Consider the following 14,879-nt stretch of genomic DNA (forward strand, 5'->3'; position numbering starts at 1 on the left):
AGCAAATAATAAACCATTTAATAAAATATTCAAAATTAATATTTACCCGAGTATAATTTTTATATTTGCTATATATAAAATAATTTTTAATAAGATATTGGATTTATATTTTTCAAAATTTTTATAATTAATATCAGGCTTTTATTTTATACCAATATCTTTGTCAAATATATTATAAACCTGTGATTAATATTAATCACAGGTTATTTTACACAGACTTTAATAATTAAATTTCAATTATTTGTCAAAACTGGTTGCAATATTACCCAGTAATCTGTTTTGTTCTAATAATTCACACATTTGCACATCATCTATTGCATTTGTATTTAATCCTGCCATTGCATTAACAAGCTGTTGAACTTGTTGTGTGACCTGAGGATGACCGGTTATGTCATTATGATTTACATTATTTTCAGTATAAAAATAGTAATCACCATCTTTATTTCCATTTCGTTCAAAACTAGCAAAAATTTCTGATAATGTAATTAATTGATTTTTAAAAACAAACTTCTCAACTCCAGCCCAATTTCCAACACCTTTAGAAAGACAATCTCTTATTTCAATGGAATCACCCTGATTATAACCTAGAAGAAATAATGAATTTCCTTTTTTTCTAAATATAACTTCATTCATATTCACATCTGTAAATATTATAGTATCTTCTGTACTATTATGTTGTAATAATACATTTCCATCCCAGATAAAATCATTTCCATGTCCTTTTGAAAAAATATATATGTCATCACCACCTCCGCCGGAAAGATAATCATCACCAGCTCCGCCCACAAATATATTTTTTCCATCATCTGCTCTTAATTTATCATTACCTGTTCCTCCTATTAATGTATTATCTCCTCCATAAGCTTGTAAAATGTCATTTCCGTTACCACCAACTAAAACATCATTATATTTTCCGCCACTGAGAATATCATCTCCATCTTCTCCAAATAATATTGCTCTGCCTGTATCAAGCCAAATTTCATCTTTGTCAGCAGTACCGTGTATCACCATTCCTTTTTTCTGAAACTGCTCCAGCGTAATTGTCTTATCTTTGAATACAAAATTTTCTATCGCATGCCCTCCATGCGGATAAAAGAAATCTCGTATTTCAACTGAATCTCCTTCGTTATAACCATAAATAAATAGTGTATTGTCTTTTTTCCTGAATTTTACTTCTTCAAAATTGACATCTAAAAACTGAATCGTATCTGCTTCACCTGCCTCGTCACTTATAATATCTTTACCATGTCCTTTAGCAAAAACATAAGTGTCGTTACCCTCTCCGCCATATAGCCAATCATTTCCAGCACCTCCTATCAGAGTATCATCTCCTTTATATCCATAAAGGGTATCATTACCATCCCCACCATCAAGTATGTCATTCGCAATATCCAATGTACTGCCTTGGAGCAAATCATCGCCATCTCCGCCATGCAGTATTCCTCTGCCTTTTGATATATTGATATTGTCATTTCCTGATGTTCCGTACAGTTCCATGCCTTCCTTCTGAAGCTGTTCTAACGTAACTGTTCTATCTTTAAAGATAAAATTCTCTATTGAATGATTTCCCCAGCCAATAAAGAAATCTCGTATTTCAACTGAATCTTCTTCGTTATAACCATAAATAAACAGTGTATTGTCTTTTTTCCTGAATTTCACTTCTTCAAAATTGACATCTAAAAACTGAATCGTATCTGCTTCACCTCCCTCGTCACTTATCAGATCTTTACCATGTCCTTTAGCAAAAACATAAGTGTCGTTACCCTCTCCTCCATATAAATTATCATTTCCTCCACCTCCTATCAGGATGTCATCTCCTTTATATCCCCATAATGTATCATCTCCTGCACCACCATCCAGTATGTCATTTGCAATATCATATTGACTGGCTCTAAGAGTATCATTACCATCTCCGCCATGCAGTATTCCTCTGCCTTTTGATATATTGATATTGTCATTTCCTGATGTTCCGTACAGTTCCATGCCTTCTTTTTGCAACTGCTCCAGCGTAATTGTCTTATCTTTGAATACAAAATTTTCTATCGCATACTTACCAATAGAATTAAAGAAATCTCGTATTTCAACTGAATCTTCTTCGTTATAACCATAAATAAACAGTGTATTGTCTTTTTTCCTGAATTTCACTTCTTCAAAATTGACATCTAAAAACTGAATTGTATCCGCTTCACCTGCCTCGTCACTTATCAGATCTTTACCATGTCCTTTAGCAAAAACGTAAGTGTCGTTACCTGCACCTCCGTATAGCTTATCATTCCCTGAACCTCCTATTAGAGTATCATCCTGACTTGTTCCTGATAAAACATCATCTTTATCACTTCCTTCAATTAGGTTCACATTATCTGAAAATATTGAGCTCGTATTCTGATATTGGTATTCTTTTATTAACGCATTCATATAGCTAATCCTTAATTAAAAAAATTAATACAAAAGTTAAATTTAATATTTGCATTCTAATAATTAATTTCTATTTATATAAAATCCCCCCTTTACTTTATAAACAAAACAATAAATACAACTCTACATTTAACTTCTTAAATAAAATAATCTGAATATCATTTTTTTATATTAATAAGAACTAAAATACTAGTTCGTATTTTAAAAATATTTTTATCTGAACTTAGTTATTTTTTTATATTATATTAAGATAAACAAAATCTGATTTAAAACAGACTACTAAAATTCTAGATTAATATCAACAAGATTTTACAATATATAGTATCAGGTCAAATAAATATAAATTTTATTCATATATATATTAAATTTGATCCAATATAATTAAGTACTAAACAATTAAATCATATTGTTTCTTTTGAGTATATTTTTGTTATTATTTATGTTAATTTGTCATCTTAAATTAAGATATTTTTAATACATATGTCATTATCACCTGATTCTCTGACTTCAAAACCTGATTCTTTAAAAAAATCAGATGGTTTTCAAAAACCCAATATTGCAGTTACTGCACTGGTACTTATTGCTCATTTTCATGGTCTGGCAGTTAATCCTGCCGATATTACCCATAAATATGCTGAAAAAGGGGATTTAAACAGTGAGCAATGGCTACTGGCAGCCAAAGAACTGGGATTAAAAGCTAGGCTGGTAAAGCATAATGTTGAACGTCTGCATCTTGTGGCTTTGCCTGCAGTTGTTTGGCGGGATGACGGACAGCATTTTGTTCTGGCTAGAATAGATGGTGATCGCTATTTAATTCAGGATCTTGAACAGGGTAAACCAGTTATTCTTACGAAAGAGGAATTTACTCAGCGATATTCCGGTCAGCTTATATTGGTTACTTCCCGTGCATCAATACTTGGTCAACTGGCTAAGTTTGATTTCACATGGTTTATTCCGGCTGTTATCAAATACCGGCGTATCTTTCTGGAAGTACTGGTTGTATCCGTTTTTATTCAGCTTTTTGCACTTGTTACACCTATGTTTTTTCAGGTGGTAATGGATAAAGTTCTGGTTCACCGCAGTTTTTCTACACTTGATGTTATTACTATTGCATTGCTGGTGATCATTATTTTTGATGTCGTGCTTAGCGGATTACGTACATATATATTTGCTCATACCACATCACGTATTGATGTTGAATTAGGCGCACGATTGTTCAGACATCTGTTAAGTCTGCCTCTGGCTTATTTTGAGCATCGCCGAGTGGGTGATACCGTTGCACGGGTGCGTGAACTGGAACAAATCCGGAATTTCCTAACAGGACAGGCATTAACTTCTGTTCTGGACTTATGTTTTTCTTTTATCTTCTTGCTGGTTATGTGGTTTTATAGTGGCTGGCTAACATTGGTAGTTGTTATCTCACTGCCCTGCTATGCTATCTGGTCTGCAACTATCAGCCCGATTTTACGCGCTCGTTTGAATGAAAAATTTGCCCGCAATGCCGATAATCAGTCTTTTCTGGTTGAATCAGTCACTGCTATCGGTACCATTAAAGCAATGGCCGTTGAACCACAGATGACCAGACGCTGGGATCAGCAACTCGCCGCTTATGTCAATTCCGGTTTTCGTGTTGCCCGGCTGGCTACTATCGGACAACAAGGTGTACAGTTTATCCAAAAACTGGTTACAGTTGTTACATTATGGCTTGGTGCGCATTTGGTAATTAAGGGCGATCTGACTGTGGGTCAGTTAATTGCATTTAATATGCTTGCAGGACAAGTAGCGGCTCCTGTTATCCGGCTGGCACAGCTATGGCAGGATTTCCAGCAGGTGGGAATATCGGTATCACGGTTAGGAGATATTCTGAATACTCCGACGGAAAATCCAACTTCGCGCATGGCTCTCCCCAATATTAAAGGACGAATTGAATTTGAAAAAATTTCTTTTCGCTACCGGCCTGATGGTGCAGAAATATTACGGGATCTGAGTTTAAATATCCGGCCCGGAGAAATTCTGGGAATTGTCGGGCGTTCTGGTTCAGGTAAATCCACTCTAACCAAGCTGGTACAGCGTTTATATACACCGGAGCGGGGGCGGGTTTTAGTTGATGGTAATGATCTGGCGCTGGCTGACCCGGCCTGGTTACGGCGTCAGGTAGGTGTGGTGCTTCAGGAAAACGTTTTGCTTAATCAAAGTATTCGTGCCAATATTGCTCTTGCTGATCCGGGCATGCCGCTGGAAAGAGTAATGTATGCTGCTAAAATGGCCGGCGCACATGAATTTATCATGGAGTTGCCGGAAGGATATGACACTATAGTTGGAGAACAGGGCGCTGGCCTTTCAGGAGGTCAAAGACAACGAGTAGCAATTGCCCGGGCTCTGGTAGGCAATCCGCGTATTTTGATTCTTGATGAAGCAACCAGTGCTCTGGATTATGAATCCGAACGAGCTATTATGAAAAATATGCAGGCTATCTGTAAAGGACGTACTGTATTGATTATTGCACATCGTCTGTCTACAGTCCGTATGGCCAATCGTATTATAGCCATGGATAAAGGCTGCATAGTAGAAGAAGGTACTCATCAGGAGTTACTGGAAAAACCAAATGGTTACTATCGCTATTTATATCAACTGCAAAACAGCTGACATTAAATTTAAAATAAGAAAATAAGATATGGGCATTCGCTTTCAAGCTTTTAAAGATTTTTTACAACAATATAGCACAGTCTGGAAAAATGTCTGGGCGGTACGCTTTCAATTGGATCCGCCTAAACGAGATGAAGACGAACGTGCTTTTTTACCGGCACATCTGGAATTAACTGAAACACCTGTTTCTGCCGCACCTAAATGGACAGCAAGACTGATTATTCTGTTTGCCGTGCTGGCACTATTATGGGCATTAATTGGCAAACTGGATATTGTTGCTGTAGCAATGGGTAAAACCACCCCGGGCGGACGCAGTAAAGTTATCCAGCCGCTTGAAACATCTGTTGTCGATAAAGTTGCAGTCAAAAATGGCGATCATGTAAAAAGCGGACAAGTATTAGTTCAGCTAAGTGGTATTGGTTCTGACAGTGATTATGCTCAGTCAGAAAAATCCCTGCAGGCCGCACGTTTAAATAAATTACGTCTGGAAGCGGTGATTCGTGCTGTTGATACACATCAGCCTCCTGTACTGGATCACGAACTAGCAACAAAATGGCAGTTGACTCCTGATCAGATTATGGAAGCACAATCATTAGCAATAAATCAGTTCCAAACATGGTTTACTCAGGATGCCCAATTGCAGACTGTATTGCGCGAACATCAGGCACAGTTACAGGGAACCCAGTCACAGGTTAGTAAACTTGAACAAACTACAGCCATTGAGCAACGTCGTACAGCTGATTACAAGGACTTACTGGCACAAAATTTTGTATCCAAACATGCTTATTACGAGCAGGAAAGCAAGTTTATTCAAAATAAAAATGACTTAGCCAGTCAGCGTAGTCAGCTTCGTCAAATTCAGGAAAGCATACGCGAAGCTGAGCAAAACAGACTGTTACAGACTAATACCCTTAGACGCGATACACTCGATCAATTGCGTCAGGCCAATGAACAAATTCAACAACTAACAGAAGCAACTGATAAAGCGTTACAGCGTAAACAATTAATGACATTGAAATCACCTGTCGACGGTACGGTACAGCAACTGGCCACACATACTATAGGTGGTGTGGTTACAGCTGCTCAGCAAATTATGGTTATTGTGCCGGATCAGGATCAGATGGAAATCGAAGCACTTGTTCCGAATAAAGATATTGGTTTTGTTAAAGCAGGACAAAGTGCCATTATTAAAATTGAGTCATTCCCCTATACTCGCTACGGATACCTGACCGGTAAAGTGAAAAATGTAAGCTTTGATGCAATTGAAGATGAAAAGTTGGGGCTGGTTTTTGCTGCTACTATTGTTCTGGACAGAAATTATCTGATGATAGATGGTAAAAAAGTGAATTTAACAGCCGGTATGAATGTAACCGCAGAAATTAAAACCGGGAAGCGTCGCGTTATCACCTATTTGTTAAGCCCGCTGCAAACTAAAGTTGATGAAAGTATGCGAGAACGCTGATGCAAAAATATACTTTTACTATTTGGAAAGCTTTCTGTATTTGTATTGGATACAGTGTTATTTCTGCTCATGTACAGGCATTCGATTTATTTGATGCCTGGCAGGCTGCAATAAACTATTCTGCAGATTTTTCAGCAGCTCAAAGTGAACGCGATGCTCAAAAAGAACAACTGGCACAAACACGTGCTGCTCTGCTCCCTCAGGTAAATGGCAATTATATCTATCAGAAGCAGCCCCCCTCTCTATCAAGTACAACCCAGACTCATGGCTGGAATGTTCAGGCAAGTCAGGCTCTGTTTGATAAAACTAAATGGGCACAATACCAGCAAGGTAAAATTACCGCCAATATGGCTGACTGGCAATTGGAGAACGTAAAAGAAGATTTGCTATTTAATGTTGCTAAGGCTTATTTTCAGGTCTTACTCATTGAAGATAAACTAGTTTCAATTGAAAAAGAAAAAGAAGCCTATGCAATGCAAATCAGACAGTCCAAAGCTCTATTCAATAAAGGTGCAGCCACCATTTTGGATACAAACGAAGCTCAGGCTGGGTATGAAGCAGCGCGTGCAAAAAAAGTTAGTGCAATGACCGATCTGCTGGTAGCTCAAAATAATCTGGCTAATATCACCGGCCTTGATCCGAAGAAAATTAAACGTTTAAGACATACAGATTTTGGCGACTTACTGGGCAAAACAAGCAAAGCAGATTGGATAAATACAGCACAAACAAATAATCCGGAATGGCAGCAGCAAAAGCTAGCTTTAGAAAATGCTAAACAAGCTTATATCGCAGCTAAAGCAGAAAACTGGCCGAAGTTAACGATTAATGGCGGTTATCAGGACAATCATCAGATTCAGCAATTTTATGGTTTGGATCATGGTACTCGCAGTAAAGGTGGGATTGTTACAGTCCAGCTTTCAATGCCTTTATTTACTGGTGGATTAATCCACAGTAAAATTAAAGAAGCAGCAGCAAAAGAGCAACAAAATAAATTTTTATTAATTGCAACTGAACGTAAAATTGAACTTAATGTTAATCAGGCTTATCAGACTACATTAGGCAATCTTTATCAGATTCAGGCACAGCAACAATTATTAAAAGCGAATTCTGTAAAACTAGAAGCTACCCAATTAGGTCGTAAAGTAGGTATACGCAGTAATCTGGATGAATTACAGGCTTTACAGGCTAAGGCTGATGCTGAGCAAAAATTAGCCGAAGCACAATATGGTTATATAACAACGTATATTCAGCTTCTGCAAAGCGCAGGGATTTTGACTCAACCCGCAGAACAAAAAAAATTACATAAATTGCTGTATTAAGCAATTCTATAATTAATCTTATTAAGTACCTTAGATTAAGTAGCTATCAATTTCTCTGATATTTAATTGATAGCTACTTAAGAGAAATTTGTTACTTTATTTGAATTTTCATTTTTATGTTAAATCAATTTTTATTTAAATAAAAATATTATTTAATTTCTAGCGTTTCCTAAAAATTAATGTATTGAATTAAAATCGCAATCATTTAAATTATCTGTTAACTGCTGAGTCAATTCTTTACAGGCGATAATCTTTTATTTTCGATTATAAATAAAGCAAAAATCTCAAATTCACTAAAGCTATTTTCAGGTATGGTAACTTTTTACAAAATGGTAAATATAAATATAATTTCCTCATTTGCTTAGAATTTTTATATGTGAAATAAACTCACTATAACCAAATTTTTTGCTGTCAATTATTTGCTAAAATTCTATTGAATAATATTTAGAAACTAATTCATCAATATTTTTCTTAGCAATTAATAAATTGTTTAATGAGATTTAGCATAAAAACAATATCCATTTAATTTTCTTATTGAAATTAGTAACTATCACTTAACATTTTACGGTTCAGGCGTATAAAGTTTAAATACAAAAATGGATATTAACGCTTTTCCTGTCTTCGAATCAGATAAACCGCCAGACACAGAAAAAGAATTGTAGGCAAAAATGCGGCAATTATAGTCGGCACTCCATATAACTGACTGGTAAATCCAAACAGTCTTCCGGAAAAATGAAATAATAGTCCTAAACATATTCCATAGAATAGTTTCAAACCCATATTCCCATGCCGGTTTTGTTGGGGCGTAAATGCCAGCGCTACCAAAGCCATAACCATACACGCCAATGGATAGGCAATCTTTCTCCACCAGGCAAGTTCGTAGCGTGTTGTCTGTTGATGATTATGCTTCAGATGCTTGATATAAGTTGAAAGTGCTATAGCTGACATTTGTTCTGGTGCTACCAGCAATATATTGAGAAGCTGGTGATTAACAGACATTTTCCAATCCAGATTTTCAATATGATTTACAGATATCTGATTTTTCCCCAATAGTGACTGATCTACCTGATTCAAATGCCATTTAGATTTTTTACCTTCAGTAGAATGAACATCCACTTTAGCACTGAAAGCATGTAAAGTTTCAGTCAGTTGAAAATTTTCATCATGACGATAAATATTGATATCTCTTAAACTGCCATCTGGAAGCATTTCAGCTACATTTACAATATCTTTTCCTTGTTTTAACCATATACCACTATCTCCAGCACTAATGCTGTTCTGACGTGCATGTAATTGATACTGTTCTGCATAAGGACCTATTCTAGGTACGATATATTCACCAAGCAGCGCAGCAATGACTGCAAAGAATAGTCCAAATTGCAGCATCATACTAATAATGTTAGACAAACTGATTCCGGATGTTCTGATTACAGTAAATTCACTATTGCTGGCCATTTGACTAAGGCAAACCAGACCACCAACTAGTACAGCCAGAGGCATAAGCTCATAAGCATGTGTCGGAATCAGCATAAGAACATAATACAGCATTTTATCGGCAGTATAACGTCCGTCACCAACATGGCTGATTTCACCCATAATATCGAAAAAACTGTATAAGCTTACCAGTGCCAATAATGCATATAAAGTATAAACAGTCATTTGGCTGATGACAAAACGATTAAGCAAACGCATCAGGACCGTCCTCCCAGTAATGATGTAAACGCTGTTTTAAAAGAAGCTGATGGGAAGTCACGCCAGCGTAATAAGAATAGAAACAGCATAAACATCATTAGATGCATTGGAAATATGCCTAGCCAGAAAGGTATACGACCATTTTCTACCAGATCTCGCAGAAAGGTCAGGCCATTTTGATAAATTAAAAATACTGCAATTGCAATCAGAATATTGTATGTATGTCCGGTACGGGGATTAAAATAGGATAATGGTAAAGCCATTAAAGCAAGTACAATAACACTAATCGGTAATGATAAGCGCCACATTAGTTCTGCTTTGTAAATGGGTTTGTTACTAGCAAATAATGCAGAAGTAGGAATTGTATGCCGGTTCTGTTTTGGATCTATAACGGTTGTATTAACACTGATAATCAGTGTCATTTTATCAAAAGAAGCTCTTTGATAATCAGCCTGTCCGGGCTTTCCATAGTAGCGAAAACCGTCTTCAAGAGTAAGAATACGTTTCTCTCCATCCTGTTTAAATTCGCCTTTTTTCGCAAAAATCGAACTTTCCTTGCCATTTTTTTCTTTTTCACGAACAAAAAGATTACTGGCACGACCGCTATCAGGGTCAAATGTTTCAATGAAATAAACTCGCGGATGGCTTTTGCCAATTTCTTTGAATACCCCGGGTTCCAGTAATGACATTTCCTGTTTTTGTTTCAGTATCTCCGCAAATTCACGGCTGCGCCACTCTGCCCAAGGCTGAATGAGCATGGAAACTATTGCCACCAAAACTGCAAACGGAATAGCGAATTTCATTAAAGGAATAATCCAGTTTCTTAATGATAAGCCACTGGATAGCCAGATCACCATTTCGCTATCACGCCAATAACGTGTAAGTACCGTGATAATACTGATGTAAGCTGTCAGAATAAGCAGTACAGGTGTCAGGCCAATTGTCCAGAATCCAATTAACGCAGACACTGCATCAATGGCTACACGGCCACTGGCGGCACGACCCAGCAGATTAATTGCCTGTGTAGCTACCAGTACTACCAATAAGATCACGAATATGCCTACGGCAGTCCATGATAATTCTTTAATAAATTGGCGTTGATAAATCATAAGATAATTAAACACATTTGCGACTGTCCTTACTTTAGCGGCAGCCTGCGTTACAATAAGTGCATCCGGTTCTGCTTAACGCATGATTCGTACAGAATATATACAATGCCCTTATAAAATAGGATAGGAAAATATGGAATTTAGCATAAATGCGGAACAATTGCAGCCGCAAAACAACAGTTCTTTACTATTTGTGTATTGCAAAGAAAGCAAACCAGAACAACATCTGGCTAATACTTTGTTAACTCAATTACAACAGCAGCAAAAGGATTTTATTGCGACACACACAGTAAAAGATGAATTTTTACAGGCTTTAGCTGTAGTAAACATCGATAAAGATGATTATGCCAGCATGCAGAAACTGGCGGCAAAAGCTGCCAGCTGGTCCAAAGAGCAATCATCACTCAATATAGATTTAAGCAAATTGCCGGAAATACTTGCCCAGAAATGGGTACAGGCTTTTACAATTGCTGTTGGCGAAGCGGTCTATTGCTTTGATAAATTCAAAAAAGATTCTAAGCAAGTATTACTTGAAAAAATCAATTATCAGACTGTTCACCCTGTCAATAACCACCTTAGCAAGGCCGAAGCTATCATCTATGGTATGAATATCTGTAAAGATTTAGGCAATGCACCGGGAAATATCTGTACTCCGGCCTATTTGGCTTCTTCTGCTGCCAAGATTGCCAATGATTTAGGTGCCAGTGCAAGAATCATAAACGAAATCGAAATACAGGAAATGGGTATGAATGCTTTACTGTCTGTTGCACAGGGAAGCACAGCCGGAGCTTATCTTATTGAATTGCAATATCATGGAGCTTCGAATAACGAAGATAAGCCGGTAGTTTTGGTTGGCAAAGGTATTACTTTTGATTCTGGTGGTATTTCTCTTAAACCGGGTGCTGCCATGGATGAAATGAAATTTGATATGTGTGGTGCGGCTTCGGTTATTGGTACTTTTGCAGCTGCAGTAAAACTCAAACTACCATTAAACCTCGTTGCAATAATCCCAACTTGTGAAAATATGCCTTCAGGCAATGCTGTTAAACCAGGCGATATTGTACAGGCTATGAATGGTTTAAATATTGAGGTTTTAAACACTGACGCAGAAGGCAGACTGATATTATGTGATGCACTTACCTATGCTGAACGCTTCCAGCCTAAAGCAGTAATCGATGTTGCTACCCTTACTGGAGCCTGTATCATCGCTTTAGGACATGTTGCACAAGGTGTATTAGGTAACAATCAGCAATTAATCGATCAGTTATTACAAGCAGCAGACAGTATTAATGATAAAACATGGCAACTACCATTATTTGAGGAATACAAAGAACAATTAAAATCCAACTTTGCTGATTTACAAAATATTGGCGGTCGTCCTGCGGGAACGATTACGGCTGCTGCTTTTCTCTCATACTTTACTGAATCTTACTCCTGGGCACATCTTGATATTGCCGGTACGGCATGGAATTCCGGCAATAATAAAGGTGCGACAGGTCGTCCTGTTCCGCTTCTGCTTGAGTATCTGATTCAGCAATCCTGAGAAAAAAATATGGCCACAACTACTTTTTATACTCACATTACTGACCCCGTTTCTTTTACATGCCGGCTGACGCAAAAAGTATTTAAAAGTGGTTCAAATATTTTGATTTGGTGTGATGATGTAAGCCGTGTTAATCAACTGGATCATGCTTTATGGTCATTTCAACCCGCAAGTTTTATTCCACATGAAATCTGGTCACCACAACATGTTCAACCAATTGGTTTACAGGCAGTATTACTGGCTTATGGTGAAGATTTACCAGTAATAGAAAAAGATTATGTTGTTATTAATCTTGCAGATGCATACTGGTGTAATGCCCCCCGGAAACCAGAACGTGTATTAGAACTGGTAAGTAATGATCTGGATGAAATTGCTGCTGCACGTCAACGTTTTCGCACTTATCGGAGCGCCGGATTTAAAGTTGAGCATTTCGATATGAGGACGCAAAACTAAATCTAGCAGTTATCAAAAAAGCGGGTTATCAGTTAACCCGCTTTCTTTTATGATTTTTATCTCATCAATTTTTCAACAATATGTGCTAAAGGTGTATCAGTAACCGGTTGCGGAAGCATATTTTGCAAGGTACGACTATCCAGAATACCAAACTCAGGTCTTCTGGCTGCTGACTGGTAATCAGCTGTGGCAATACGTTCTACCTTAACCTGATTATACCTTTCGTCAATTTTTGCCGCTTCAGTAAATATACGCTGAGCAAATTCTGCCCAACTCATCTGCTGACTTCCTGCAAAATGTAATAAACCGCGCGGGGAATGAGGTAATGCTGCAAGACGTATAATGGCCTCAGCCAAATCTCCGGCATAGGTTGGACAACCAATCTGATCATCAACAACCCGAATATTGGGTGTTTCCAATCCTTTTTGTAACATAATTTTCACAAAATTATGTCCGTACTCACTATAAACCCATGAAGTACGAATAACCACAGCATCTACATGAGCATTTAAAGCCAACAGTTCACCCGCCAGTTTACTATGCCCATATACATTCAAAGGGTTAGGTGCCATATTTTCCGTGAGAATGACATGATGATGACCATCAAATACCTGCTCAGTCGATATATGAATCAGACGTGCACCAATGGAATGCGCAGCCTGAGCCAGATTCAGTGTTCCTGTTGCATTTACAGCAAAAGCTCTGTCTATATCTGCTTCCGCAGCATCAACTTTGGTATACCCTGCCGCATTAATAATCACATCCGGTTCAAAAGTTTTCACCATATTAAGCACATTATGTGCATCAGTAATATTCAGTGTCTGAGAATCACTGGCAATCAGCTCCCAGCTTTCCGGTAATCTGTCTCTTAAACAGCTACCTACCTGACCTTTTGAACCTGTTAATAAAATACGCATGGCGAAACCTTTTTATTTTAAATTGCCAATAGAAAAATGAATATATTTACAACAATAACGCTAAATCACGCTTAAAAATTATGCTTACATAAAACAAGCTTATTGTTACATATTGAAAGTTTATTTTCAGCACCAAAAAAATTTTTACTCAGAAGAATTGATTTGATATGCAGCTAACTATGCTTTTGAAGCAGCTTTACCCGCTAACCATTCGGCACTTTCACGATGACGCAATAACCAACAACAATCCTGACCTAAAACTTTTACATCAACAGTCTGCCATTTCTGCTCTGTTAAAGCATTTGGATTTTCCGATATTTCAATAGCATTGCGCGCATTAGTTCCGAGTATTTTGGGAGCTTGATAGTAAATGATTTCATCAACTGCATCAGCTGTCAGCAATGCTGAATTCAATATAGAACCTGCTTCCACCAATATCGAACCAATATCACGTTTAGCCAGAATTGCCCAAAGTTTTTGTAAATCAATCTGTCCTCGCAAATTTGCAGGTACAGTAAGAATAGAAACATGCGGATAAGATGCAAAAATGGCTTTTTTAGCGCTATCTGTGACAGTAGTAATGATCAGTGTAGGACTTTTAATGTCCTGAATTACCTGATATTCAGGTGTAAGACGTAAGCGGCTATCCAGAATAATACGCAACGGTTGTCTTAATGTCGAAAAACGACGTACATTTAACAGAGGATCATCTGCCAGTATAGTATTAACACCAGTTAATATGGCACAACTTTCAGCACGTAATGTCTGTACGTCATCACGCGCTGCCTCTCCAGTAATCCACTGGCTTAAACCATTACTTAGAGCTGTCTTACTATCCAGACTCGCTGCTATCTTCAATCTGATATAAGGTTTATTTCTTTCTTGTCTGGATAAAAAACCAGAATTCAGTTCACGCGCCTGTTGTGCAAACAAACCACTGTCGACTTGTATACCTGCCTTTTGCAGCATGTGTAACCCATTACCTTTTACCAATGGATTTGGATCGCTCATAGCAACAACAACACGCTTAATATGAGCATCAATCAATGCCTGAGCACATGGTCCTGTCCGGCCTGTATGACTGCATGGTTCCAAGGTTACATAGGCAGTAGCAGCCTTTGCCAGACATCCGGCCTGATGTAATGCGTGTATTTCCGCATGAGGCTTTCCTGCACAGACATGAAATCCCTGACCCACAATTTGTTCGCCATGAGTAATAACACAGCCTACTCGCGGGTTTGGACTGGTAGAAAACCGCCCTTGCCAGGCTAGCTCAAGGGCGGTTTGCATAAATTTCGCATCAAGCTCAGAAAAGCTCATTTT

The 14,879-nt window shown here is 37.7% G+C and carries 10 protein-coding genes; 5 read left to right on the forward strand and 5 right to left on the reverse strand.

Translation table 11 applies throughout. The features are described 5' to 3' along the window. Positions 1–237 precede the first annotated feature (237 nt). Positions 238–2,415: a calcium-binding protein gene (locus tag GYY70_RS07550; RefSeq protein WP_174831950.1), complete on the reverse strand. Its 2,178-nt coding sequence runs from the start codon at positions 2,413–2,415 to the stop codon at positions 238–240. A 480-nt stretch (positions 2,416–2,895) separates the two neighbouring features. Between GYY70_RS07550 and GYY70_RS07555 the strand changes: the two genes are divergently transcribed. Genes GYY70_RS07555 through GYY70_RS07565 form a run of 3 tightly spaced genes read left to right on the forward strand, consistent with a single transcriptional unit; the run spans position 2,896 to position 7,842 of the window. Then, complete coding sequence (locus tag GYY70_RS07555; protein WP_174831951.1) at positions 2,896–5,061, forward strand: type I secretion system permease/ATPase; 2,166 nt, start codon at positions 2,896–2,898, stop codon at positions 5,059–5,061. Positions 5,062–5,095: 34 nt separating this feature from the next. Further along, the gene (locus tag GYY70_RS07560; protein WP_174832182.1) at positions 5,096–6,523 is read left to right on the forward strand and encodes an HlyD family type I secretion periplasmic adaptor subunit; all 1,428 of its coding nucleotides are present in this window, start codon (positions 5,096–5,098) and stop codon (positions 6,521–6,523) included. Continuing rightward, on the forward strand, positions 6,523–7,842 hold the full coding sequence (locus GYY70_RS07565) for a TolC family protein (protein WP_174831952.1): 1,320 nt from the start codon (positions 6,523–6,525) through the stop codon (positions 7,840–7,842). Before GYY70_RS07560 ends, GYY70_RS07565 begins: the two co-directional genes overlap by 1 nt. 603 nt (positions 7,843–8,445) lie before the next feature. On the opposite strand, the gene lptG is transcribed toward GYY70_RS07565, so the two are convergent. Together lptG and lptF are read right to left on the reverse strand one after the other, a co-directional pair. Next, positions 8,446–9,534, reverse strand: a complete 1,089-nt coding sequence (gene lptG, locus GYY70_RS07570) for an LPS export ABC transporter permease LptG (protein ID WP_174831953.1) — start codon at positions 9,532–9,534, stop codon at positions 8,446–8,448. Further along, positions 9,534–10,643: an LPS export ABC transporter permease LptF gene (gene lptF, locus GYY70_RS07575; RefSeq protein ID WP_025331007.1), complete on the reverse strand. Its 1,110-nt coding sequence runs from the start codon at positions 10,641–10,643 to the stop codon at positions 9,534–9,536. The genes lptG and lptF overlap by 1 nt, the downstream gene beginning before the upstream one ends. A gap of 133 nt (positions 10,644–10,776) precedes the next feature. On the opposite strand from lptF, the gene GYY70_RS07580 reads away from it, so the two are divergent. Together GYY70_RS07580 and GYY70_RS07585 are read left to right on the forward strand one after the other, a co-directional pair. Then, a complete protein-coding gene (locus GYY70_RS07580) occupies positions 10,777–12,186 on the forward strand; it encodes a leucyl aminopeptidase (RefSeq protein ID WP_174831954.1) in 1,410 nt (469 codons plus the stop codon). 9 nt (positions 12,187–12,195) lie between these two features. Continuing rightward, a complete protein-coding gene (locus tag GYY70_RS07585) occupies positions 12,196–12,639 on the forward strand; it encodes a DNA polymerase III subunit chi (protein WP_078474214.1) in 444 nt (147 codons plus the stop codon). 56 nt (positions 12,640–12,695) lie between these two features. Here GYY70_RS07585 and rfbD read toward each other — a convergent pair whose 3' ends face one another. Together rfbD and ribD are read right to left on the reverse strand one after the other, a co-directional pair. After that, entirely contained in the window at positions 12,696–13,556 is an 861-nt protein-coding gene (gene rfbD, locus GYY70_RS07590) for a dTDP-4-dehydrorhamnose reductase (protein WP_084553505.1), read from the reverse strand. A gap of 177 nt (positions 13,557–13,733) precedes the next feature. After that, positions 13,734–14,876, reverse strand: coding sequence for a bifunctional diaminohydroxyphosphoribosylaminopyrimidine deaminase/5-amino-6-(5-phosphoribosylamino)uracil reductase RibD (gene ribD, locus GYY70_RS07595; RefSeq protein WP_174831955.1), 1,143 nt, complete (start codon positions 14,874–14,876; stop codon positions 13,734–13,736). Positions 14,877–14,879: the final 3 nt, after the last annotated feature.

The sequence above is a fragment of the Snodgrassella sp. ESL0324 genome, from assembly GCF_013344955.1.
GTDB lineage: Bacteria > Pseudomonadota > Gammaproteobacteria > Burkholderiales > Neisseriaceae > Snodgrassella > Snodgrassella alvi.